This is a genomic window from Shimia ponticola (genome assembly GCF_007995215.1).
Lineage (GTDB): Bacteria > Pseudomonadota > Alphaproteobacteria > Rhodobacterales > Rhodobacteraceae > Shimia_B > Shimia_B ponticola.
In genome coordinates, this window is the sequence record NZ_VCDK01000003.1 from 63057 (window position 1) to 86186 (window position 23130).

19 protein-coding genes are annotated in these 23130 nt (G+C 57.8%); 7 read left to right on the forward strand and 12 right to left on the reverse strand.

All coding sequences use genetic code 11. The annotated features are described in order from the left end of the window. The first annotated feature begins 58 nt into the window (after positions 1-58). Positions 59-3529, forward strand: coding sequence for a transcription-repair coupling factor (gene mfd / locus FE702_RS03775; protein WP_147124939.1), 3471 nt, complete (start codon positions 59-61; stop codon positions 3527-3529). On the opposite strand, the gene FE702_RS03780 is transcribed toward mfd, so the two are convergent. Genes FE702_RS03780 through FE702_RS03790 form a run of 3 tightly spaced genes read right to left on the reverse strand, consistent with a single transcriptional unit; the run spans position 3526 to position 6903 of the window. Further along, positions 3526-4746, reverse strand: coding sequence for a multidrug effflux MFS transporter (locus FE702_RS03780; RefSeq protein ID WP_147124940.1), 1221 nt, complete (start codon positions 4744-4746; stop codon positions 3526-3528). The genes mfd and FE702_RS03780 overlap by 4 nt on opposite strands. After that, positions 4733-5377, reverse strand: coding sequence for a DsbA family oxidoreductase (locus tag FE702_RS03785; protein ID WP_147124941.1), 645 nt, complete (start codon positions 5375-5377; stop codon positions 4733-4735). Before FE702_RS03785 ends, FE702_RS03780 begins: the two co-directional genes overlap by 14 nt. A gap of 41 nt (positions 5378-5418) precedes the next feature. Then, positions 5419-6903, reverse strand: coding sequence for a class I adenylate-forming enzyme family protein (locus tag FE702_RS03790; protein WP_147124942.1), 1485 nt, complete (start codon positions 6901-6903; stop codon positions 5419-5421). Between the two features lie 67 nt (positions 6904-6970). Between FE702_RS03790 and FE702_RS03795 the strand changes: the two genes are divergently transcribed. Beyond that, positions 6971-7597 (forward strand): helix-turn-helix domain-containing protein, encoded by a 627-nt coding sequence (locus FE702_RS03795; protein WP_147124943.1) that lies wholly within the window; start codon positions 6971-6973, stop codon positions 7595-7597. On the opposite strand, the gene FE702_RS03800 is transcribed toward FE702_RS03795, so the two are convergent. The 3 genes from FE702_RS03800 to FE702_RS03810 all read right to left on the reverse strand — a co-directional run bounded on the left by FE702_RS03800 (position 7581) and on the right by FE702_RS03810 (position 12676). Next, entirely contained in the window at positions 7581-8240 is a 660-nt protein-coding gene (locus FE702_RS03800; protein WP_147124944.1) for an aquaporin, read from the reverse strand. The genes FE702_RS03795 and FE702_RS03800 overlap by 17 nt on opposite strands. Before the next feature lie 109 nt (positions 8241-8349). Then, complete coding sequence (locus FE702_RS03805; protein ID WP_147124945.1) at positions 8350-10653, reverse strand: calcium-binding protein; 2304 nt, start codon at positions 10651-10653, stop codon at positions 8350-8352. A gap of 208 nt (positions 10654-10861) precedes the next feature. Beyond that, a complete protein-coding gene (locus FE702_RS03810) occupies positions 10862-12676 on the reverse strand; it encodes an extracellular solute-binding protein (RefSeq protein WP_147124946.1) in 1815 nt (604 codons plus the stop codon). Between the two features lie 337 nt (positions 12677-13013). On the opposite strand from FE702_RS03810, the gene FE702_RS03815 reads away from it, so the two are divergent. The 3 genes from FE702_RS03815 (at position 13014) to FE702_RS03825 (ending at position 16174) form a co-directional block, all read left to right on the forward strand. Beyond that, the gene (locus FE702_RS03815; protein ID WP_147124947.1) at positions 13014-13787 is read left to right on the forward strand and encodes a 3-hydroxybutyrate dehydrogenase; all 774 of its coding nucleotides are present in this window, start codon (positions 13014-13016) and stop codon (positions 13785-13787) included. 107 nt (positions 13788-13894) lie between these two features. Beyond that, positions 13895-15010, forward strand: a complete 1116-nt coding sequence (locus FE702_RS03820) for a calcium-binding protein (protein WP_147124948.1) — start codon at positions 13895-13897, stop codon at positions 15008-15010. A 129-nt stretch (positions 15011-15139) separates the two neighbouring features. Further along, positions 15140-16174 carry a patatin-like phospholipase family protein gene (locus FE702_RS03825; protein WP_147124949.1) on the forward strand — a complete coding sequence of 345 codons (1035 nt, stop codon included), beginning with the start codon at positions 15140-15142 and terminating at the stop codon, positions 16172-16174. On the opposite strand, the gene FE702_RS03830 is transcribed toward FE702_RS03825, so the two are convergent. The 4 genes from FE702_RS03830 to FE702_RS03845 all read right to left on the reverse strand — a co-directional run bounded on the left by FE702_RS03830 (position 16167) and on the right by FE702_RS03845 (position 19492). Next, a complete protein-coding gene (locus FE702_RS03830) occupies positions 16167-16781 on the reverse strand; it encodes a LysE/ArgO family amino acid transporter (protein ID WP_147124950.1) in 615 nt (204 codons plus the stop codon). The genes FE702_RS03825 and FE702_RS03830 overlap by 8 nt on opposite strands. 9 nt (positions 16782-16790) lie before the next feature. Continuing rightward, positions 16791-17597 carry a DUF502 domain-containing protein gene (locus FE702_RS03835; protein ID WP_147124951.1) on the reverse strand — a complete coding sequence of 269 codons (807 nt, stop codon included), beginning with the start codon at positions 17595-17597 and terminating at the stop codon, positions 16791-16793. 96 nt (positions 17598-17693) lie between these two features. Further along, the gene (locus FE702_RS03840) at positions 17694-18605 is read right to left on the reverse strand and encodes a pseudouridine-5'-phosphate glycosidase (protein ID WP_147124952.1); all 912 of its coding nucleotides are present in this window, start codon (positions 18603-18605) and stop codon (positions 17694-17696) included. After that, positions 18602-19492 carry a PfkB family carbohydrate kinase gene (locus tag FE702_RS03845; RefSeq protein WP_147124953.1) on the reverse strand — a complete coding sequence of 297 codons (891 nt, stop codon included), beginning with the start codon at positions 19490-19492 and terminating at the stop codon, positions 18602-18604. The genes FE702_RS03840 and FE702_RS03845 overlap by 4 nt, the downstream gene beginning before the upstream one ends. A gap of 239 nt (positions 19493-19731) precedes the next feature. On the opposite strand from FE702_RS03845, the gene rpsB reads away from it, so the two are divergent. Beyond that, positions 19732-20517, forward strand: coding sequence for a 30S ribosomal protein S2 (rpsB, locus tag FE702_RS03850; protein ID WP_147124954.1), 786 nt, complete (start codon positions 19732-19734; stop codon positions 20515-20517). 98 nt (positions 20518-20615) lie between these two features. After that, on the forward strand, positions 20616-21491 hold the full coding sequence (gene tsf / locus FE702_RS03855) for a translation elongation factor Ts (RefSeq protein WP_147124955.1): 876 nt from the start codon (positions 20616-20618) through the stop codon (positions 21489-21491). A 368-nt stretch (positions 21492-21859) separates the two neighbouring features. On the opposite strand, the gene FE702_RS03860 is transcribed toward tsf, so the two are convergent. Both FE702_RS03860 and aroQ read right to left on the reverse strand, forming a co-directional pair. Further along, positions 21860-22618: a LuxR family transcriptional regulator gene (locus FE702_RS03860; protein WP_147124956.1), complete on the reverse strand. Its 759-nt coding sequence runs from the start codon at positions 22616-22618 to the stop codon at positions 21860-21862. After that, entirely contained in the window at positions 22611-23057 is a 447-nt protein-coding gene (gene aroQ / locus FE702_RS03865) for a type II 3-dehydroquinate dehydratase (RefSeq protein ID WP_147124957.1), read from the reverse strand. The genes FE702_RS03860 and aroQ overlap by 8 nt, the downstream gene beginning before the upstream one ends. Positions 23058-23130 lie beyond the last annotated feature (73 nt).

Consider the following 23130-nt stretch of genomic DNA (forward strand, 5'->3'; position numbering starts at 1 on the left):
TGAACAATCGCGCCGAGAGTGTTGACAAGACCAGCGCGCAGCGTACCTGACCGGTCCCATGGCCCAGACGAACCCACAGCATCAGCATTTTACCTATTCAGGCGCGCCCGAAGGTTTTGACGCGCAACTGATCCTGCGCGAAGTCGCCGAGCGCGGTCCGGTGATGCATGTGGCGCGCGACGATAAGCGGCTCGATCAGATGCGATCTGCTTTGGCGTTCTTTGCGCCGGATATGCCTGTCGTGACATTTCCCGGATGGGATTGCCTGCCCTATGACCGGGTTTCGCCGAACGCAGATATCTCGGCCACTCGGATGGCGACCTTGGCCGGCTTGGTCCACGGAATGCCGTCACAGTTCATTTTGCTGACGACCCTGAACGCGGCGACGCAACACATCCCAGCGCGCGCTCTGCTGAAAGAGGCGGCGTTCTCTGCCAAGGTCGGTGGCCGCGTCGATGAAAAGGCCCTTCGCGCGTTTCTGGTCCGCATGGGATTTACACAGGCCCCCACAGTAATGGAGCCGGGCGACTATGCCATCCGGGGGGGGATCATCGACATTTATCCGCCCGGTGAAGGTGGGCCGGTGCGGCTCGACCTGTTTGGCGATGTGCTGGACGGGGCCCGGCGTTTTGATCCCGGCACGCAGCGCACGACCGAGAAACTGGATTTGGTTGAACTGGCCCCGGTGTCTGAGGTCATTCTGGATGAGGCCGCGATCACGAGGTTCCGTCAGAATTATCGGTTAGAATTCGGCGCCGCAGGCACGGATGACCCGCTTTATGAGGCGGTGAGTGCAGGGCGCAAGCATCAGGGTGTCGAGCACTGGTTGCCGTTTTTCCATGACCACTTGGAAACACTGTTTGACTACATGCCAGACGCCACGATCAGTCTCGACGATCAGGTGACGCCCGCGCGCGTCGCTCGGTGGGAGTCGATTGCGGATCAATATGATGCTCGCAAAGAGGCCATGACCAATAAGGCGCGCATCGATACGGTGTACAAACCGGCTCCACCCGGTTTGCTTTATCTGGATGACGCCGCATGGGAGGCTGCAACCCAAGACCGCCGCGTCGTTCAATTCGCGCCTTTAGCCCAACCCACAGGTTTGGGTGTACTGGATATGGGTGGCAAGGTCGGCCGCAACTTTGCGCCCGAAAGGCAATCCGAAAACCTCAGCCTTTTTGGGGCGTTGTCTTCCCATGTTAAGGCGCAGCTTGAAGCGCGACCTGTCGTGATCGCAAGCTATTCCGATGGCGCACGGGAGCGTCTGTCCGGGTTGATCGAAGACGAAGGGATTGTTGAGGCGATCCCGATTTCCGACGCCAAAGGCCTTCGAGGCAAGGGTGTATACCTGACCGTCTGGCCGTTGGAGAGCGGATTTGAAACCCCCGAACTGACGGTGATTTCTGAACAAGATGTCCTTGGAGACCGCCTGATCCGCGCGCCGAAGAAGAAACGGCGTGCCGAGAACTTCCTCACCGAGACGCAAAGTCTGTCGCCCGGTGATCTGGTCGTGCATGTCGATCACGGCGTTGGCCGCTACAAGGGCATGGAGATCGTGACTGCAGCCGGTGCGGCACATGAATGCCTGCTCTTGGAATACGCCGAAAACGCCAAGCTTTACATGCCGGTCGAGAACATCGAACTGCTAAGCAAGTTTGGCCATGACGAAGGCCTGCTGGACAAGCTGGGAGGTGGCGCTTGGCAGGCCAAGAAAGCCAAGCTTAAAGAGCGCATTCGCGAGATGGCTGAGCGGCTGATCCGTATTGCCGCAGAACGCGCCCTGCGACGAGCGCCCATTCTGGAACCGCCGCCGGGCATGTGGGACGCGTTTTCCGCGCGGTTCCCGTATCAGGAGACAGACGACCAGTTGTCCGCCATCGAGGCGACGATGGAGGACATGACCAGCGGTCAGCCAATGGACCGGCTGATTTGCGGCGATGTGGGCTTTGGCAAAACCGAGGTCGCGATGCGCGCGGCCTTTGTCGCCGCCATGTCAGGCGTGCAGGTCGCTGTGATTGCTCCGACGACCTTGTTGGCCCGACAGCACGCGCAGAGCTTCATTGAGAGGTTCCGGGGCTTTCCGATTGAGGTACGCGCACTGTCGCGGTTCGTGGGCACCAAAGAGGCCGCGAAGACACGCGAAGGGTTGGCGCGCGGGACGGTTGATATCGTCGTGGGCACCCATGCCGTGTTGGCGAAACAAGTGCGGTTCCAAAACCTTGGCTTGCTTGTGATCGACGAGGAACAGCGGTTTGGCGTGCAGCATAAGGAACGACTAAAGCAAATGCGCAGTGACATTCACGTCCTGACGCTGACGGCGACGCCGATCCCACGGACCCTGCAGCTGAGCCTGTCGGGCGTGCGCGATCTGTCGATCATCGGGACCCCGCCGGTCGACCGGTTGGCGATCCGGACCTATGTGAGCGAGTTTGATACCGTCACCATTCGTGAGGCTTTGTTGCGCGAACATTATCGCGGCGGGCAATCGTTCTTTGTCGTGCCGCGCATTTCCGATCTGCCGGAAATCGAAGACTGGCTGCGCGAACAGGTGCCGGAGGTCAGCTTTGTCGTGGCCCACGGTCAGTTGGCGGCAGGTGATCTGGATGACCGCATGAACGCCTTTTATGACGGCAAGTTCGACGTGTTGCTGGCAACGACCATTGTGGAGTCGGGGCTGGATATTCCGACGGCGAACACGATGGTTGTGCACCGGGCGGACATGTTCGGATTATCGCAATTGTATCAGATCAGGGGCCGTGTGGGTCGGTCTAAGACCCGCGCATATGCGTATTTGACTACCAAGCCCCGCATGAAACTAACGCCTGCAGCTGAAAAGAGGCTGCGCGTGCTTGGGTCGCTGGACAGTCTTGGGGCAGGGTTCACACTCGCCAGCCAAGACCTTGATATTCGCGGGGCAGGGAACCTGCTGGGCGAAGAACAATCCGGCCAGATGCGAGATGTGGGTTACGAGTTGTACCAGCAGATGCTGGAGGACGCGATTGCCAAGATCCGGTCCGGCGAGGCCGAAGGCATACAGGATGACAATGACGGGCAATGGGCACCGCAGATCAATCTGGGTGTGCCGGTCCTTATCCCGGAAGAATACGTGCCTGATCTGGACGTGCGTCTGGGCCTGTATCGTCGCCTTTCGGGGCTGACGACAAAGGTGGAGCTTGAAGGCTTTGCGGCCGAGTTGATCGACCGGTTCGGCCCTGTGCCGCGCGAGGTGAACACCCTACTGCTCGTCGTGCGCATCAAGGCGATGTGCAAGCGCGCCGGGATTGCCAAACTGGATGGCGGGCCCAAGGGGGCAACGATCCAGTTCCACAACGACAAGTTTGCCTCCCCAGAGGGTTTGGTCGAGTTCATTCAGGACCAGCGCGGGCTGGCCAAGGTCAAGGATAACAAGATCGTCGTGCGGCGCGACTGGAAATCCGACGCAGACAAGATCAAGGGCGCCTTTGCGATTGCGCGTGATTTGGCAGAGAAGGTGAAAGCGGCGAAGAAGAAGGCGAAAGCCAGCTAGGCCTCGTCATGCTCCAACCGGAGCGCGCAGAGCAGCCCCAGAGCGTAACAGACGGAGAGACCCATCATCGTTGGAAACACCGTTCCGTTGAACGCGGCGGCGATGGCGATGCCCATCACAGCGGCAACGAGCGTTGCTGTGGCCGTGACGACAGACGCGGTGGTACCTGCGATGGCCCCCATCGGCTGCATGGCGAGCGCGGTTGAGTTGCCTATGACAAATCCGAGCAGGGCGAAACCTGAGGTCTTAAAGATCATGTAGACCCAGACGGCGAGGAGACCTGTCGGCGCAAAGACGGCAAAGAACAGGAGAACGGCCGCCGTCACGGCCAAGGTCGCTGCCATGGCAATCCGCATCAGGCGGACCATGCCGAGACGTTCGACGATGCGGGCGTTAATAAACGATGTGATGCCCCCAAGAAGCGAGGCCAAACCCATCGCGTAGGGAAACCAAGCATCTAGGTCAAAGATCTTGGCAAAGATCAGCGGCGTCGCAGTCAGAAGCGAGATCAGCCCCGCGAATGTGAAGGTCTGCACGCCAATGGACATGCGCACCTGCGGGTGCCGCAGTATGGTGGCCACGCTGGCTGCAAAGGTCGCGATGCGCAGGGGTTTGCGGCGGTCAGGCGGCAGCGTTTCAGGTTGCTGAAGTCCAAACCAAACGGCTGCAATGGCTGCGAAGATCACAAAGGTGAAAAAGATCGCCCGCCAGCCAAAGGCCTGCGCAACAAACTCACCAAGGAGCGGTGCGATGCCGGGCACGAGCGTGAAGATCATCATCACCAAGGATTGCGTCGCGGCCATCTGACGTCCAACGAAACGGTCGCGGATCACGGCCAGAACCGTGACACGCGGCGCGGCAGCGCCGAGGCCCTGAAGAATGCGGCCCGCACACATCATCTCAAGGCTTGTCGAAAGCCAGCAAACGCCAGCACCCAAAGCGTAGATGGCAAGACCCGCGAACAGGACTGGTCTGCGGCCGAAGGCGTCTGACAATGGCCCGACGAAAACGGTGCCAATCCCGAGGCCAACAAAGAACAAGCCGACGATCAGCTGAACGTTCTCGGGTTGGTCTGGCGATATTTCCGACCCGATTTCGGGCAAAGACGCCAGCATCATGTCGATGCCAAAGGCAACGGCGGACGTCATGAACGCCATAAGCGCGATGAACCGCGCTGATGCCCTCAGAGGTGGTGAGACTGCGCTAGTCGTCGTCACCCAGCTTTTCCATGATCTCTTCGATGACCGCCAGCCATGTTTCAGGCGGCTGCGCGCCGGGGACGGCGTGTTGGTTCATTACTATAAAGGTCGGGACGGAGTTCACGCCCATCTCACGGCTATGCGCGTCACGGTCGCGGACCATTTGTACATCTTCGTCCGTGGCCAGAAGCTTGCGCACAATGGCGGCGTCCAGACCTGCGCTGTCGGCAAGGTCAGCCAGCGTGTCGGTGTCGCCGATGTCGCGACCTTCGACGAAGTACGCTTTGAACAATGCATCGACCACGGGACCTTGCCGCGCATCGATCCCGGCCCAGTGGATCAGGCGGTGGGCATTGATCGTATTGGGCGTGCGTTTGATTGCGCCCAGGTCGGCCGCCAGATTGATCTCTTCAAAGTGGCGCTGAATGCCGCCATAGACTTTGATTGCCCCTTCTTTTCCGCCGAATTTGCGTTCCAAATATTCGCGGCGGTCCATGCCCTCAGGTGGCATGTCAGGATTCAGTTGAAACGGGTGCCATTCGATTTCAAACGGGTGATCCGGCACCTGCTGAAGCGCGCGGTCGAGCTGGGTTTTGCCGATGTAGCACCACGGGCAGATCGGGTCGGAGAGGATGTCGAGCTTGATCATGTGTGCGCCTTAGACCGGATTGGGGGTGAGGTCGAACGGATTTAGTCTTTGGGCAGGCGGTCTGCGATGGACGCGGCCAGTGCGCGGCGGGACAGTTTGCCGTTCGGGCCGGTCGGGAAGGCATCCATGTGCACGTAGAGGCGGGGCTGTTTGTAACGGGCGAGGCGTTCGGTTGCGACGGCCTGAAGTGCGGCGTCGTCGATTGTCGTTGCGGCTGTGTAGGCCGCGGCAATGACTGTTGTTCCTGCTTTCACTTCCACCTCGCAGACGGCGATTGTGTCAAGGCCGGGGATGTCCGACAGAGCTGCCTCGACCTCAAGCGGTGAGACGCGGAAGCCGCCAGCGTTCATAAGGTCGCTGTCGCGGCCAAGGTAGCGGATCCGGCCATCATCGTCCTGCGTGGCCAGGTCCGCGGTTTTGAACCAGTCACCGGTGAGCGGGAGGTCGTAGCCGTCGTCGGAAACATAGCCCAGCATCAGGCCGGGATCGTCGTGGGAGACGGCGATATTGCCCTCAGCGTTCCGGGTTGGGTGGCCGTCTGCGTCAAGGACTGCGACTTTGCGGCCCGGTTGCGGGGTCAGGCTAGGCGCGCCTGCGGGGCTGGCGGACAGGAAGGTTGAGCATTCGGTCATGCCGTAGGCGTCGTACATTCCGGTGCCTGTGGCGTCGGTCCATGCGGACCGAAGGCTGTCCTGCAGGTGTTCGCCAGCGCAGAGCGCGTGCCGGAGTTTGGGCAGGTTCAGCCGTTCAGGCGTTTTCAGCAGGCGGCGAAAAACGCCCGGCGCGCCAGCAAACAGCGTTGCGTCGTGGCGGGCGAGGAGAAGCGGCAGCATGTCAATGTTGGTGTCACGATCGGGGATCAGTGCAGTGGCTCCGATGGCCCAAGGGTCCATCAGGCCCGTGCCAAGAGTGAATGTCCAGTTGAACGCGCCTGCGTGCAACAGGCGGTCGTTCGGGGTCAGTCCGTACCATCCATCCCACATCATGCGCCGCGCCCAGATCGCGCGGTGGGCATGGGCCACCGCACGCGGCGTGCCGCCTGTGCCTGAGGTGAAAATGATGTAAGCAAGCCGGTTCGGGTCACCCATGTCGAAGGGGACAGGAGGCGTGTCCTGCATCGCCAGAAGGTCAGCCTCGCTGATGGTTTTACCCGCATTTTCGGGTAGGGCGACACCGGGCGCGGCCACGGTGCCAGCGATGCCCAAAGGTGGGACCATCTTGTTCAGTTCGAACTGTGTCAGCTGTGCCGATGTTGGGATCGGGACAATGCCGACCGCGATTGCGCCGAGATATGCGAGGGGAAAGGAAACAGAGTTTTCCAACCGGATGAGCAAGCGATCACCGGGCGCAAAGCCTGCCTGCAGCAACCCTGCGCCGACACCGCGGACGGTAGAGGCCAGCCGGGCATAGCTCCACCGTTCCGCGCGCGATGGACCTAGTATGGCCAAGGCCACTTTGTCGGGGTTAGCGTCGGCTTGTGCCAATACATAGGCGGACAGGTTAAAGGGGCTTGGGACGGCTTCCATAAATCGTGGGGTATGCGGGCCAAGCGGACGTTGCAAGCCTGTGAAACCGCAGGGTATAGTCGCGGCCATGCCAAATGACAGCAATCTCACCGATCTCATTCAAATCTCGCGCGAAAACGGCGAGACTGAGCCAGCGCAACCGCTGGATCTGGGCCAGCGCGTGCGCGATCTGCGCAAGGCAAGGAACTGGACCTTGGAACAGGCGGCTCAGCAGGCCGGTCTGGCCCGTTCGACGCTGTCCAAGATCGAGAACGGTCAGATGTCGCCAACCTATGACGCGCTGAAAAAGCTGGCTGTCGGGTTGGAGATATCGGTGCCGCAATTGTTCACTCAGCCGTCAAAAGGGCAGGTGAATGGGCGTATGGCCGTCACAGTCAACGGCGAAGGCCAACACCACGCCACGGCAACCTATGAACATGAAATCCTAGGGGCAACGCTGACGAAAAAGCAGATGCTGCCTTATAAAACCCGCGTCCGGGCACGGAATATGGATGAGTTCGGCGGGTGGGTGCGCCACGACGGCGAAGAGTTCCTGTTGGTGCTGACCGGCGTCATCAAGCTTTATACCGAGTTCTACGAACCGGTTGAAATGCGCCGGGGTGATAGCGCTTATTACGACGCCAGCATGGGCCACAATGTCATTTCAGTTAGCCCAGAGGACGCGACGATCCTTTGGGTCACTGCTGTGAGCTAAGAGGCGCAAAGAGCCGAGTAAGCAGCGGTGTTGCAATAACTGTTGCGATGATCTGTGCGGCAATGAAGCCCATGACATGCGCTGGATTGATCCCGGCAAACGTGTCCGAAAACGCCCGCGCAATTGTCACGGCGGGATTGGCAAAGCTGGTCGACGACGTGAACCAATACGCGCCAGTGATGTAAAATGCGACAAGTGCCGGCACCGCTTCGGCGCGCGAGCGAAGCCCTCCGAAGATCACGAAGAGAAGACCGAAGGTCGCGATGACCTCGGAACTCCAAAGGTTCAGGCCCGATCGGTTCGTTGTGGATAGTTGGAATATTGGCTGATCAAACATCAGATGACAGGCCCACACCCCGAGGATCCCGCCAAGAATTTGCATCCCCACATAGGCTGCCGCCGGACGGTTTGTGATTTCCTTCCGTAGCCAGAACGCCAAAGTGACAGCCGGGTTGAAATGCGCGCCAGAGAGCGGCCCGAGAACCGTGATGATCACGTAAAGCATGGCCCCGGTAGCCAGCGCATTGGCGAGCAACGCGACACCAATATCATCCGTCAGTGTCTCGGCCATGATACCGGATCCGACGACCCCAATCAAAAGCAGCGCAGTGCCAAGAAGCTCAGCAATCAGGGTTCGTGTCATCGCAATCCATGTTCCATCTTAGCGCGCATGGCGCGGCCCGGCCTCGTTGCTAACCGGGTCCTTTAGCAGTCGCTATCAAATGAAGCAGACGGATAACAGTTTTGCGACGCTACAGAACAAATTGATCGGCCGTCAGCATCGGATTTGACCCGTAGTTGAACAGGGTGATGTCAAAGCTGTCGAAGATCGTGTTATCCCCGGCACCGCGCGTCGTGATCGTCAGGTCAAGATTGCTGCCATCCTCGGTCATGTGGATCGTCACCAATGGCTCATCAAAGGTGCGCCGATCGTTGCGCAACATCAGTGTGTCTGTGCCCTTGGCTGTCTCCCACGACAATAGGACCGCGCTTTCCAAGCCGATCAAAGGCGTCAGATCGATCTGATCATCATCAAAGTCGAAGTCGCGGATTTGGCCGCCGCTGTTTGCGTCGATGAACCGGAACGTATCTTCACCAGCTCCGCCGCTCATCCGGTCATAGCCTTTGCCGTCAATCAGTACGTCGTCGCCGTTGCTGCCATCAAGCGTATCGGTGCCATCGGCGCCGAAGATCGTGTCATCAAAGAGGGTGCCGGTCATGATGTCATTGGCATCGGTTCCGGTAAATGTGAGGCCAGTAGATGCATCCCAGATCGTGCCGTCCCCAAATTCAATGGTTTCAATCCGACCAAAGAAATCGGACCCGCCAGTCACCTCGACCCTTGATGTGAATTCTTGGCCGAAGTCATCCATGATGTGAAAAAAGAAGTAATTTCCGGACTTTGTGACCCGAAGATCACCTTCGGTGATACCAATCAGACGTAAGGTGTCATTCCCGTTGAGCGTATCTTCAATAATCGTGTCTGGGTTAGATGTTCCCGCTGCCGAGCCGTCGCCCTTGCGCAGGATATAGATGTCATCTCCGCCGCCGCCTTCCATGCGGTCGCTGCCGGTTCCGCCATCAAGCAGGTCATTGCCGGAACTGCCAATCTGAACGTCATCACCGGCATATCCATACATTTCTTCGCCGAGGACCGTGGTCCCCTGAAAGTCATCGAACTGCGTACCGTAATGGGTGAAGCCCGTGGTCGCGTCCCAAACCACACCATCGGCAAATTCAAACCTTTCATATCGGCTGAACGAGGTGATGCCGGATCCGACCAGCGTTGTATAGCGCAGCACGCCCGCATCAAACATGCCGATAAAAAAGGTCCCACCTGAAAACGTCATGTGAACGTCTGTGGAATCCCGGTCGATCATGCGGATCGTGTCGATGCCGCCGCCATTACCATCACGCTCGTTGATTTCATCGGCGACAAGGTTGAGCGATCCATCAGCCGCCCGGATGATGTAAAGGTCGTCGCCCTGACCACCGTGCATCTCGTCATCGCCAAGGCTGCCAAAGAACGTGTCACCGCTTGACGTGCCAAAAAAGCTTTCGTCTTCATCGGTTCCGTAAATCGTCAAACCGGTCGTGGCATCCCAGACTGTACCGTCATCAAATTCGATCCGCTCAAACAGGTTCCAGAATTCATCCAGTGTCTGCGTGTTCGGGTTCGACCAAAGCATCCCATCCAAGGTGCCGCTATCAATGCCAAAGAAGAATTGAACGCCGTTTGACGTGATAATCAGTTGTTCTTTCTGGATGCCGACAAACCTAAGGGTGTCTGTGCCTTCACCGATCCGTTCCACGATGTCTTCGGCAGATTTATTCGTGCTGCCGTCACCGACGCGGATGATGTATGTGTCGTCGCCGGTGCCGCCTTGCATGTCATCAGCGCCGGTACCGCCATCAAGCACATCGTCCCCACCACGACCCAACATGAAATCGTCGCCGCCTGCGCCGAACATGTCTTCGCCAATGTTGGTGGAAATCTGGCTTTCGCCTTGGTCTGTCCCGTAATGCGTCAGGCCGGTCAGGGCCGTCCACACCGTCCCGTCATCAAATTCCACGCGTTCGTAGCGGCTGAAAAACTCATCAAAGCTGAGCAGGAACGGAAAGAACCATTCGAAGGTGCCGTTATCCAACAGGCCGAGGTAATACCGACCACCGGATACCACGACATGGACCTCTTCTGGGAGGAGATCGGTAAAGCGGATTGTGTCGATGCCTTCGTTAAAATTCTCAAGGATCGTCTCGCCCGCCTGGGAGGTGGAGCCGTCGCCGCGCGTCAGGTAATAGACATCATCCCCTTCACCGCCGGACGTGTCGTCGTCACCGGTGCCGCCATAGATGTCGTCATTGCCCATCCCGCCGTCGATGTCATCGTTTCCGGCTTGGCCATAGATGGTGTCATCGCCCCCATTCCCAAAGATTTCGTCGTCGTTGAACGAGCCGGTGAGTGTGTTTCCAAAGTCGTTATCGTTGATCACGACACTCAGGCGACGCTCGGTGGATGGAATGGGTGTGGTGAAGAAGGGCTGGGATTTGGTCATAGGATTTTCCGGCGGACAATGAACGTCAAAAAAATGAACATACGCAAACACACAAAGCGCAAAAGCTTTGATCAATGGCCAGATCATTGCTGAAAATCCTGCCCCAATCCAGTCAACATTTTGCAACGCAGCCACCCATTCTGTGCTGCAAAAAGAAACGCCGCCCCAAAAGGGGCGGCGCAAATGGGGCTATTGGAGGCGCTGAAGACTACTCTTCGTACCACCAAACGTCGGGCTGCCATCCGATCCAGTCGCCGTACATCGGGATGTATTCAGGGTATTTCAGTTCCTTGGCATGTGCGACGCGGCTGATGTTGAACTGATAGATCGGGATCACGTAGCGACCCGAGGTCAGAATGCGGTCAAGCGCGCGCGCCGAGGCGAGGAATTCCTCGCGGCTTCCGGAGTTGACCAGCTTATTGATCATGTCCTCGGCAGCCGGAGAGTTCATGCCCATCCAGTTGCGTGTGCCCGGGGCCTCGATCCCGTCAGAGCCCCAGTACAGCATCTGTTCGTTACCGGGTGAGAGCGACAGTCCACGACGGTAATAGGCCATGTCGAAGTCATAGACCTGCGTGCGTTCCTTGTGCTGGGCTGCATCCACTTTGTCGATATTCATGGTGACACCGATGCGGGACAGAGCCTGTTGATAGATGTCCATCATGGTCTCGTTCTCGGTCGCGCCGACCTTGAGCAAGACAGTGAACTCGAACGGGGTCCCATCCGCATCGGCCATGACGCCGTCCTGAATGGTGTAGCCTGCTTGTTCCATCAGATTGATCGCTTCGCGGATATTGCCACGGTTGCGTTCGGTGCCGTCGGAGACCGGGAGCGTGTAGCCTTCAAGCGCGCCGGGCAGAAGTTCGTCGGCGTAAGGCTTCAGGTAGTCTGCGACCAAACCTGTGGCCGGTCCGTCCTCCATTCCAAGAACCGAGTTCGAGAAATACGATGTGATGCGCGGCTGGCGTCCGCCGGTCATGGTTTCGTTGATGAATTCGAAATTGAAAGCGTGGATCATGGCATCGCGCACGCGCCAGTCCTTGAACTGATCGCGGCGGGTGTTCATGACAAAGCCTGTTATGCCCGTTGGCCGCTGATGCGGGATGACGGATTTGACGATGTCGCCATTGGCCACAGCAGGAAAGTCAAATTGCGTGGCCCATTTCTCGGCGTTGAATTCGCGATGCGTCGACATCTCACCGGCCTTGAAAGCCTCGAACATAACCGAGCCGTCGCCGTAGAACTCCATCCGGATTTCGTCGAGGTTGTTGGTGCCGCGTCGGAATGGAACGTCTTTGCCCCAGTAATCCTCGTCTCGCTTCAGTGACACGTATCGCCCGGCTTCGTAGTCCTCGATCACATAAGGGGCCGTGGAAATCGGGATCATGTCGATCGGCGCTTCGCGCATGTCGATGCCGTCCCACTGGGCCTTTTTCAGGATCGGGCGCATGCCAGCGATCAAGGCCAATTCGCGGTCTTCGACGTTGAACGAGATTTTGACTTTGCGGTCACCGGTCTTTTCGATGCTGTCCACTTTTTTCCAGAAACCGGCATAGCGGGGGTGACCGATCGTCCCGAGGGTCTCATAGCTCCAGATCACATCCTCGACGGTGACCGGGCTGCCATCAGAGAATCGAGCCTCTTCGCGCAGGGTGAATTCCACCCAAGAGCGGTCTTCGGGAGTCTCAATCGATTCGGCCAAAAGCCCGTAGAGTGAGAACGGTTCGTCGTAGGACCTACCCATCAGGCTCTCATATGCAAGGAACCGAAGCTGCCATGGAACCGAGCCTTTGCGCACGTGCGGATTGAGGCTGTCAAAGCTTCCGGCTTCGCCTTGCACGATGCGTCCACCCGTTGGCGCATCGGGGTTTGCGTAGGGTAGGGACACAAAATCAGGGGGAAGGGCAGGATCGCCATACATAGCTATGCCATGCTGAGGTTCCGCGCCTGCGAATCCCGCAAGTGACGTAAGGACCAAAGCCGCCGCCAGTCGGCGGCCTGAAACGAAAAACTGTGGAGCCATTTTGAGGACAATCCCTGCTGTACCTTGTTTTCTTGGACTTACGGTAACTGGCAGATTCAGCCTTTTCAAACTTTTAGCTTCACGTCGGGCGCGAGATTGCTTATACAGAGATCACTGCTCGATAGGTTTCTTGCCTGTATGAAACCTGCCTCAATGACTTAACCCCGGCTTCGTGCCGGGGTTTTTTTTGGTCTGAACGCAAGCAATGCGCACAAAAAGCCCTGTGTGTTAATCAGAGGCTGAAGAAGGGGCTCGCCGATGTGGTTCATGTCGGAACCATTGCGTTCTTTTCGCGGTTGCAGCATCAACGTGACACAGACTGCAAAAGGACCGCTTCATGAGCCTCGCTGGGAAAACCGCCGTCATCACAGGATCGAACTCTGGCATCGGACTGGGCATGGCCCGGCGTCTGGCGAAAGAGGGGGCGAATGTCGTCCTGAACTCATACACCGACACTGACGACGATCACGCGTTGGCCAAAGAGATCAGCAAAGAGACCGGCACAGAGGCGCGGTATATCAAGGCGGATCTGTCGAAGGCGGACGAAAGCCGCGCGTTGATCGAACAGGCCGGTCAGGTCGACATTCTGATCAATAACGCAGGTATCCAGCACGTTGCGCCGATTGACGAATTCCCAACCGAAAAATGGAACGCGATCATCGCGATCATGCTGAACTCCGCGTTTCATACGACGGCAGCTGCTCTGCCGCTGATGCGCAAGGCTGGCTGGGGTCGTGTCATCAATGTCTCCTCGGCACACGGTCTCACGGCATCGCCTTACAAATCTGCCTATGTGGCCGCGAAACACGGCGTCGTCGGCATGACCAAGGTGGTGGCGCTGGAAACCGCCGAAGAACCGATCACCGCAAACGCGATTTGTCCTGGCTATGTGATGACGCCGCTTGTTGAGTCACAAATCCCCGACACGATGAAGAAATACGACATGGATCGCGAAACAGTTATTCGCGAGGTCATGCTGCAACGTCAGCCTTCAAAGGAATTTGCAACGACCGAACAACTGGGCGGCGTCGCGGCATTCCTGTGCAGCGATGACGCCAAGCAGATCACCGGGACAACGATCAGCGTCGACGGCGGCTGGACCGCTCTTTGACACTGGATGCTATGTAGTTGGCCAAGGGGAAGGCGCGAATTGACTTCCCCTAATGCCAAACTTTGGTTTCATGCTACGCAGAGGTCGTGTGTAAGCCGGAGTGAGTTATGTCCCTCATCAATCCAATTGTAGAACCTGTTATTATCGTCGAAACCCACACCCTTCGGATGGTCGTCGACGAAACCGTCAATACGCAATTGGTGCTAACGTTTGCAGGCGATAATCTGGTTTTGAATCAGTTCGGAGTGCCGATAGGCGGTACGATCACCGATTTCACCCTGGGATATGATTTCGATCAGGTGCTTCTTGCTGATCTGTATGGACCGGATGTTGACGCAGAAGATCGCGTCTTTTCGCAGGGTACAAACGTTGAGCACACATTCGAAGCAGCCCCCGCTGATTCTTCGGTGGACCTGTTCGTTTTGTCCTTTGCCGTTCAACATGCACTGCAACTGAAAGAAGACTCTGACTCAGGCATCGCGACATCGTTTTTCATCGGCGGCGATGCTGTTTCTGAGGCATTCACGCGATACGACGACTACGTCATCCTGTCGGGGTCAGGTTATGATTTGAACCTGCGCGCTGGAGACGACCGACTGGATGCCCGAGACGGAAATGCAGGCGGCGTTGCAACTCTGGGAACTGGCGATGACCGTTTCGACGGGTCCGCGTTTTCGGACGTCATTCACGGGGCGTCCGGTGATGACTTTATGATGGGTCATGACGGCAATGACCAATTGCGCGGGAATGCTGGCAACGACGTGCTTTGGGCGGGAGATGGTAACGATATTCTACGCGGTGGCGCGGGTGACGATGTCTTATATTCCGACGCAGGTGTAAACTCGGTCGTTGGTGGCCGGGGCAGGGATGTCCTTATCGCCGCAGACGCAGGCAACGGGATCGACCGTCTCGCCGGAGGGCACGGAGCGGACTGTTTCGTCTTCAGCATCGGTGCCAATGAACGTGACGGCGGACGCACCATCATTCGGGATTTCGATTTGACCGAAGATGTTTTGCGTATTGGCCCCACAAACAACGGGACCTACGACGTGGGCGAGGCGCTCGCCCGGTTTTTGGATGGAGCCTCCCAATGGGGTGATCACGTGCGCTTTGTCGAGAATGGTTATCTAATCCTGATCCGCAATCTCGATTTGGTGGATCTTTCGGTGGACCACTTCGTCGGACCGGACGCAGGCAACTATTTTGACTGGGCATCCAGCTAAGCAACTCAGCCTTTAGACGCTTCTTTGGGCAAGATGATCCAAGCCCCAGTGTAAAAAGGTCGGGTTTCCTAGACCTTGGTCTCCGACGTGCTTAAATGCTGCACAAGCAGCATTGGCGGTGGGAAGACAATGAAAAAACGAGTGAACCTGGCGCTGCAGGGCGGCGGAGCGCATGGAGCCTTCACCTGGGGTGTGCTTGATCGTCTGTTGGACGAGGCCGATGTCGAGGTTGCTGCGATTTCTGGCACATCGGCGGGCGCATTAAATGGGGCCGCTTTGAAGGCAGGCTTGATCGCAGGCGGGCGCAGCGGGGCGCGGGAAAACCTGAACTGGCTGTGGAACAAGGTTGGCTCATTAGAAGATATGCGCGTCGCCACATGGCTGGAATGGCCGGGGATCAGTGCAGGCTCAATCAGCCGCGCGATTGAGTATTCCTTACCGTATTCCGTCGTCGATGGCGTGAGCCGGATGATGTCCCCTTATGCCTATGGGCCGTTTTACCAGAACCCGCTCAGGCCCATCGTCGAAGAGATCACTATGGACCGTGTTCACAGTGATACGGGACCGTGCCTCTTTGTCTGTGCGACCAACGTGCGCACTGGCAAGGTCAGGGTTTTCCATAACCAAGAGATCAGCACCGAGGCGATCATGGCCTCTGCGTGTTTGCCAACGCTGTTTCAGGCCATTGAGATCACCGATCCCGAAACGGGCGAGACCGACAGTTTCTGGGATGGCGGATATACGGGCAACCCCGCTCTCTTCCCTTTGTACGAAAAGAAATACCCCGACGACGTTGTGATCGTGAATATCAATCCGCTTGAGCGGGAAAAGACTCCACTCACCCCGCAGGAAATCCAGAACCGGATCAACGAGATCAGTTTCAATTCGTCCCTTCTGCGCGAGCTGCGCGCCATTAGTTTTGTGAAAAGATTGCTGTCGGAAGGGGCGGTGCAAAAGGGGACGTTCAAGGACGTCAAGGTTCACATGATCGCGGATGATGCGCTGATGAATGAACTATCGGTCGCAACGAAGCTTATTCCGCAGCCCTATGTTATCGCCAAACTGAAAGAGGCGGGACAGATGGCATGCGATCAGTTTCTGGCACAACACAAGGATAAGATCGGCCAGGAAGGCAGCGTTGATCTGGTTGAGATGTTCAGCTGATCAGCGGCCAAAGCAGCTTGATCGCCAGAAGCCACATCACAACACCGATCAAAACATCCAGTCTGCGCCACGCTCGGGCCGATTGCATAATGGGTGCCAGCAAACGCGCGCCGTAGCCCAGCGAAAAGAAGAACACAAAGGACGCCAGCGCGCCGCCGACACCGAATGCGACCCGACCTTGCAAGGCGTCATATTGTGTTGAGAGCGCTCCCATGAGGCCCAACGTGTCTAGATACACATGCGGATTGAGCCAAGTGAATGCGGCTGCAATGCCGAGTGTTGGCCAGAGAGCAAGGCCTTGTCCGTCCAGCGTCATCTCATAATCGCCGCGCCACGCTGCCCGAAATCGCGTTGCTCCATAGACCAATAGAAACACCGCACCGGCCAACATCATCACGGTCGGGAAAGTCGGAAACGCGGTCACCAAGGCCCCAAATCCGGCCACGCCAGCCGTAATCAGGATCGCATCAGACATCGCGCAAAACAGGCAAAGCGGAAATACATGCTCGCGCAAGAGCCCCTGTCGCAACACAAATGCGTTTTGCGCACCGATGGCGAGGATCAGGGCGAACCCCGACAGAAAACCCGTCGTCGCGGCGGTCAGCATAATGAAATTCTATTCCGCCGCTTCGGCAGGTGGCGTCTTGCGTTTCACCGGCAGTGCCTTTGCACCGCGCCGCACGTCTGCATCCGGTTGCCCGTTGGGATAAACCAGACCGGCAGAAATCACGAGCTTGGCCGCATCTTCGACGGTCATGTCCAGGCGGACGACATCGTCTTCGGGAAAAAACAACAAAAAGCCAGATGTGGGGTTTGGCGTGGTAGGGACAAAAACCGACATAAGGTCACTGTCAGCGGTGTTTCGTTCGGCGATCTCGCCCTTCGCGTTCGTCGAGATGAACCCGATGGCCCAAATACCCTTGCGCGGGTATTCAATCAGAACCGCCTCTTCAAACGAGGTATCTTCCTGATTGAATACGGTTTCTGCGATCTGTTTGACACCGCCATAGACCGAGCGGACAACAGGCACAGTCAGGACAATCCCTTCGGCCCAACGAAGAAGCGATCGTCCGATATATCCCTTTGCAATCCAACCAACGAGCAAGGTGAACGCCAGGAAGACGATGACGCCGATGCCGCGAATGCTTTGTGGGTTGAAGTTGTCGTCAAGGACCACTTGCTCCAGCCCCAACAGGTCACGCACCCATGGGCCAAGCAATTGCCGCAGAAGGATATCGGGCTGATAGCCGTCCGGGATCAGCGGCAGCACAAACCCGTCGATCCAGCCCACAACGCTCCAGATCAGCCACGCCGTCAGGCCGATCGGCGCGATGACAACCAGCCCTGTCAGAAAGCTGGAGCGCAACGAGGCAAAGCGGCTTGTCCGAGGAGGCTCGGGGCCTTTGTCAAAGGGTGTGGCCATGGTATGTCAGTCTTCAGGTTCGTGTGATGGGTATCTAATGCGTTTACCCATGACCCACAACGTCAACCTCCCGATAACAGCCGCAGGACCCTGGTCCTATCGCGCAGCGGTGATTTCGTGGGCAATTTGCGCCGCCAACCTTGCGTTGTTGAGAACCAATGCGATGTTTGCATCGAGTGAGGCACCGTTGGTGAGCTCAAAAATCCGGCCCAGCAAAAACGGTGTCACGGCTTTGCCTGAGATGCCCTTTGCGTCGGCTTCGCTCAGGGCCTGCGTAATCACGGGATCAATTCTGGATTGAGGGATCTCTGACGCCGCAGGAATGGGGTTTGCCACCAATTGGCCGCCCGGCAGGCCGAGTTGACCTCTCGCGATGTGGGCGGCCGCAATTTCTGTTGGGGTGTCCGCTGACAAAGGAGCGTCAAGATCGGAGGTGGCGGACCAAAACGCCGGAAAGCTCTGCTGCCCGACGGCAATGACCGGAACGCCAAGCGTCTCAAGAACCTCAAGCGTTTTGGGAAGGTCGAGGATGGCCTTGGCCCCGGCGGCAACGACTGTCACGGGCGTTTGCGCCAATTCATGCAGGTCGGCTGAAATGTCAAAGCTGTCTTCTGCGCCCCGATGCACGCCACCGATGCCACCGGTTGCGAAGACATCGATCCCAGCCACATGCGCACCGATCATCGTTGCGGCTACAGTTGTTGCGCCAGTTTTGCCGTTTGCAATGGCAAAGGCCATGTCCGCGCGCGACAGCTTTGACACGTCGGTCGCTTGGGCAAGAGACTCAAGCGCGTCATCGTCCAGTCCCACGTGCAATGTGCCATTGATCACAGCGATGGTGGCCGGCGTCGCCCCTTCGGCGCGCACGGTCGCCTCGACCTTTCGCGCGACTTCGAGGTTTTGGGGATAGGGCATGCCGTGGGTGATGATCGTGCTTTCAAGAGCAACGATAGGTGACCCGTTCGCGCGCGCTTCTGATACTTCGGCGCTGAAAGTCGGGGTTATCATGCGGGGGATCCTCCGGAAACATAAGTCGCAGCCGCTACCAGTGCTGCCGCCAGCGCATCCTGTGCATTTTCGCCCGCGCGTTCAGCAGCAATATGCGCCGCCATGAAGGTGTCACCGGCACCCGTGACGCGGGTCACAAGCACCTCTGGCGGTGTTGCGGTCAAAATCCCCTCCGCGGTGCCCATTGCGGCTGTATTGCCGCCATCCGTCACAAGCACGCGCGCCGCGCCGCGATCAATCAGCGCCTGTGCGGCGGTTGGTGCATCAGCATGGTCGGCTTTCGTCAGCAGCCCAGCCTCTTCGAGATTGACGTAAAGCGTGGCGCGGCTGTGCATCAGGAACGGAAGCAGGCGTTCCGCCTTGCCGGGGCTTGCCGGGGCGACGCGCAGGTCGGCCTTGGCAAATATATCTGACGACGCGATCTCGCTCAGCAGGTCGAGCGTCAGGTTGCCGTCGAGCGCGATAATCCCGTCGTAAGGCGCCGCGACGGATCCGAGTGTTCCGTCAGACAGGGCGCGCAGGATCTTGTCGCCCGCTTGTTCGAGTGAATGCGCATCGGCAATGGCCGCAATCAGACCATTTGCGCCTTCGACGGCCATGTAGATATCGGTCGGCAGGTCGTCAGAGCGATAGACATAATCCGTCACACAGCCCAAACGGCCCGCAGCACGCATCAGTTCTTCGCCCTCTTCATCGCGTCCGATCATCGTCAAAAGGGCAGGGCGCAGGCCAAACTGCTGAAGTGTCATGGCAATGTTCATCGCCACACCGCCTGGTATTCTGGTAATGCGACCCGGTACATCCGATCCCACGCGCATGACGCGGTCAGACCGTCCGATCACATCCCAAAGGACCGCTCCGATGCAGAGAATGTCGTGTTGTGTCATGGCGCCTTAATGCCTGATGCCGTGTACTTGGCAAGGGTCGGACGCCTCCGGCGGGAGTATTTTTGAAACATAGAAGGACCGGGACGGCGTTAGGGGTTGCGGTGGGCCTGATGGCGGTGTAACGCAGCCGCACTTCACAGGCGGGGCTTGGGCCAGCGGGGGAGACATCCCTGTTTGGTCCGCCGGTTGGGCAAACGCCCGAAACCCTGCCGAGGATGAAACCGGAAAGGATATAAGGCATGGCTCTTCCTGAGTTCACCATGCGTCAGCTGTTGGAAGCTGGCGTTCACTTTGGCCACCAGACGCAGCGCTGGAACCCCCGCATGGGCGAGTTCATCTACGGTGCGCGCAACGGCATCCACATCATGGACCTGACGCAGACCGTCCCAATGCTGGACGCGGCGCTGAATGTCATCCGTGAGACCGTTGCAAAAGGCGGCCGCGTTCTGTTCGTCGGCACCAAGCGTCAGGCACAACAGCCGATCGCAGATGCCGCAGAGCGTTGCGCACAATACTACATGAACCACCGCTGGCTGGGTGGCACGCTGACGAACTGGAAAACCGTTTCGCAGTCGATCAATCGCCTGCGCGCCATCGACGAGACGATGGAAACCGGCGCTGAAGGCCTGACCAAGAAAGAGCGTCTGGGCATGGAGCGTGACCAAGCGAAGCTGCAAGCGTCTCTGGGCGGTATCCGCGAAATGGGTGGTGTTCCTGATCTTTTGTTCGTCATCGACGTCAACAAAGAGTCGCTGGCCATCGCCGAAGCCAAGAAACTGGGCATTCCGGTTGTGGCTGTCGTCGACACCAACTGTAACCCGGAAGGCGTCGATTACATCATTCCTGGCAATGACGACGCGGCACGCGCAATCGCGCTGTACTGTGATCTGGCGGCACGTGCTGCTCTGGACGGCATGACCGCACAGATGGGTGCTGCTGGCATCGATCTGGGTGAAATGACCGAAGGTCTGGAAGAAGAGATCGCAGCCGAGGCACCAGCAGAAGAAGCAGCTGCCGAAGGCTAAGCGGGGCAGGGACCATGTGTTGGTCCCGCCTTCACAAATCTGACATTCGCCGCGGTTAGCTCGCGGCGAACCCTCCTCCGAGCAAAAGGATACTTCCCATGGCAATTACGGCTGCACTGGTGAAAGAACTGCGCGAGAAATCCGGCGCAGGCATGATGGACGCGAAAAAAGCGCTGACGGAAAACGACGGCGACATGGAAGCGGCAATGGACTGGCTGCGGACCAAGGGTCTGGCGAAAGCGGCCAAGAAATCGGGCCGTACGGCTGCCGAAGGTCTGGTTGCAGTCAAGGTCGACGGTGGCAAAGGTGTTGCGGTCGAAGTAAACTCCGAGACCGACTTTGTTGCGAAGAACGCTGACTTCCAATCGATGGTGTCGTCGATTGCAGATACTGCAATGACCGTGGCCGACGTGGACGCGCTGGCCAACGCAGAAGTCGGTGGCAAGGCGATCAGCACAATGATCACCGACGCCGTTGCAACGATCGGCGAAAACCTGACGCTGCGCCGTATGGCAACGCTCGAAGGTGGCCAAGTCGTCTCTTACGTCCACAACGCGGCAACTGCCGGCATGGGCAAGATCGGCGTTCTGGTTGCTCTGTCAGGCGAAAACGAAGCTTTTGGTAAGCAGGTTGCGATGCACATCGCCGCAGTGAACCCTGCCTCGCTGAGCGAAGACGATCTGGACCCAGCGGTCGTCGAAAAGGAAAAGCAGGTCCAGATGGACATTGCCCGCGAATCCGGCAAGCCAGAGCAGGTCATCGAAAAAATGATCGTCGGCCGCATGAAGAAATACATGGCCGAAGTCACTCTGCTGAACCAATCGTTCGTGGTGAACCCTGACCTGACTGTTGGCGCTGCAGCGAAAGAGGCCGGTGTTGAGATCACCGGGTTCGTGCGTCTGGAAGTCGGTGAAGGCATCGAGAAAAAAGAAGAAAACTTCGCAGAAGAAGTCGCCAAAGCCGTACAAGGCTAAGCGATTTGCAAAGCGTATAGAGAGGTCCGCAGCCCAAGCTGCGGGCCTCTTTCTTTGTCACGAATGCTCAAATCCCACCTCAGAAACGGCAAACGGCGCCGTCCGGGAATGACGGCGCCGTGCCCTACGCCCCACAAACGGGGAAGAGAAGGGGCGATACGGTTCGGGGGACGGGAATTCCCCCAAGGTCCGGGTTATCCGGATGGGAGCAGCACACCCTGAAATCGCAGGGCGCTACTCCCGAGTTCCTGGCTAAAGCCTCCACTCACGGAACACCCTGACTGTGCTCTTTTACGTAACGTTAAGGAAGTACGGGATACCCTACCCATGACGGCGGGCTTGTCCGAAATTCGGACTTGCAAGCTTCTTTACGCTACGGCAGCGCCATCCAGAACGAACATCTGGTTTTGAAATGCCGCTTTGAGCACCGCTTGGGCCGTCGTATCCACGTCCAACGCTTCGCGGGCCAGCCGCAGATGCTTTTCCACCGTCGCGGTCGTCAGACCCATCAACATAGCAATGTCTTGCGTCGTCTTGCCATCGCCGACCCATTCCAGCACCTCGATCTGTCGTTTGGTCAACGACCGGCTGCCATGCTGGGGCAGGGAGATGATCTTGAGATGCGCCACGTTGTTCATGATGATGATCTCGCGCCCATGTTCGGCCCAAACCGCATCAATATCGTCCTGGGTCATGCCCTTGCGCGCGGTCAATGCGATTGCACCTTTAGAGCGTGCAGAAACCGCTTTAAAACTTATGGTGTAACCCGCTGTAACGCCATACTTAATGTTGAAATCAAGAACCTTGCGTTCGGCCTGCGTCAGCGTCCCGCTGGCGACCATATCCTGCATGACACGCCACGATGTTGCGCCATCATGCGAGCGCGACCATTGCACCATCGGCGCGTGGAAATAGAGGCCTTCGTTTATGAAGGTATCGACGTAGTCCGCTTCGTGATTGGTCAGGACCACGAGGTCTTGCGGATCACCCATGGATGTCTGGGTCATGTAACGGGTGAAGCCATAGATCAGCCGATCGAACCCGTAGCTCGCCATTTTCTGGGTATGGAGCTTCCAGAGAGACTCTGCATCCGGGGCTTCGGTTATCGCTTCCAGATAATCAATCATGGCCGGCTTTCGTATGATCCATCAACGCCTGAAGGGCGAGCGTGTATGACGCGCTACCAAATCCACAAATGACACCGATGGCCGCCTTAGCCAGGTAGGAGCGATGACGAAATTCTTCGCGCGCGTGTACATTTGAGAGATGTAGTTCCACCGTCGGTACCATGGACGACAAAACAGCATCCATCAAGGCAACCGATGTATGCGTATACGCGCCGGCGTTCAGAGCGATCCCGGCATGCACTCCGCGCGCGTCATGGATAGCATCGACAAGCGCACCTTCGTGGTTTGACTGTTGAAACACGATGCTATGGCCACGATCATGCGCGAAAGTCCGGCACACTTGCTCGATATCGTCCAGTGTGGTGGACCCGTATACTTCGGGTTGCCGCGTGCCTAACAGATTCAGATTCGGTCCATTGAGTACCAGAAACGACGCCATAAAACTGTCCGTGATCAGAGTGGTGCTGGTGGTGTAGCACAGGCGGCGAAGATTTGTCGTGATGCTTTTTCAA

Excerpts from the sequence above, each read along its gene's own strand:
- mfd (WP_147124939.1), top strand. The coding sequence starts at position 59 with ATGGCCCAGACGAACCCACAGCATCAGCATTTTACCTATTCAGGCGCG.
- FE702_RS03785 (WP_147124941.1), bottom strand. The coding sequence starts at position 5,377 with ATGATCAAGCTCGACATCCTCTCCGACCCGATCTGCCCGTGGTGCTAC.
- FE702_RS03790 (WP_147124942.1), bottom strand. The coding sequence starts at position 6,903 with ATGGAAGCCGTCCCAAGCCCCTTTAACCTGTCCGCCTATGTATTGGCA.
- FE702_RS03795 (WP_147124943.1), top strand. The coding sequence starts at position 6,971 with ATGCCAAATGACAGCAATCTCACCGATCTCATTCAAATCTCGCGCGAA.
- FE702_RS03800 (WP_147124944.1), bottom strand. The coding sequence starts at position 8,240 with ATGACACGAACCCTGATTGCTGAGCTTCTTGGCACTGCGCTGCTTTTG.
- FE702_RS03805 (WP_147124945.1), bottom strand. The coding sequence starts at position 10,653 with ATGACCAAATCCCAGCCCTTCTTCACCACACCCATTCCATCCACCGAG.
- FE702_RS03810 (WP_147124946.1), bottom strand. The coding sequence starts at position 12,676 with ATGGCTCCACAGTTTTTCGTTTCAGGCCGCCGACTGGCGGCGGCTTTG.
- FE702_RS03815 (WP_147124947.1), top strand. The coding sequence starts at position 13,014 with ATGAGCCTCGCTGGGAAAACCGCCGTCATCACAGGATCGAACTCTGGC.
- FE702_RS03820 (WP_147124948.1), top strand. The coding sequence starts at position 13,895 with ATGTCCCTCATCAATCCAATTGTAGAACCTGTTATTATCGTCGAAACC.
- FE702_RS03825 (WP_147124949.1), top strand. The coding sequence starts at position 15,140 with ATGAAAAAACGAGTGAACCTGGCGCTGCAGGGCGGCGGAGCGCATGGA.
- FE702_RS03830 (WP_147124950.1), bottom strand. The coding sequence starts at position 16,781 with ATGCTGACCGCCGCGACGACGGGTTTTCTGTCGGGGTTCGCCCTGATC.
- FE702_RS03835 (WP_147124951.1), bottom strand. The coding sequence starts at position 17,597 with ATGGCCACACCCTTTGACAAAGGCCCCGAGCCTCCTCGGACAAGCCGC.
- FE702_RS03840 (WP_147124952.1), bottom strand. The coding sequence starts at position 18,605 with ATGATAACCCCGACTTTCAGCGCCGAAGTATCAGAAGCGCGCGCGAAC.
- FE702_RS03845 (WP_147124953.1), bottom strand. The coding sequence starts at position 19,492 with ATGACACAACACGACATTCTCTGCATCGGAGCGGTCCTTTGGGATGTG.
- rpsB (WP_147124954.1), top strand. The coding sequence starts at position 19,732 with ATGGCTCTTCCTGAGTTCACCATGCGTCAGCTGTTGGAAGCTGGCGTT.
- tsf (WP_147124955.1), top strand. The coding sequence starts at position 20,616 with ATGGCAATTACGGCTGCACTGGTGAAAGAACTGCGCGAGAAATCCGGC.
- FE702_RS03860 (WP_147124956.1), bottom strand. The coding sequence starts at position 22,618 with ATGATTGATTATCTGGAAGCGATAACCGAAGCCCCGGATGCAGAGTCT.
- aroQ (WP_147124957.1), bottom strand. The coding sequence starts at position 23,057 with ATGGCGTCGTTTCTGGTACTCAATGGACCGAATCTGAATCTGTTAGGC.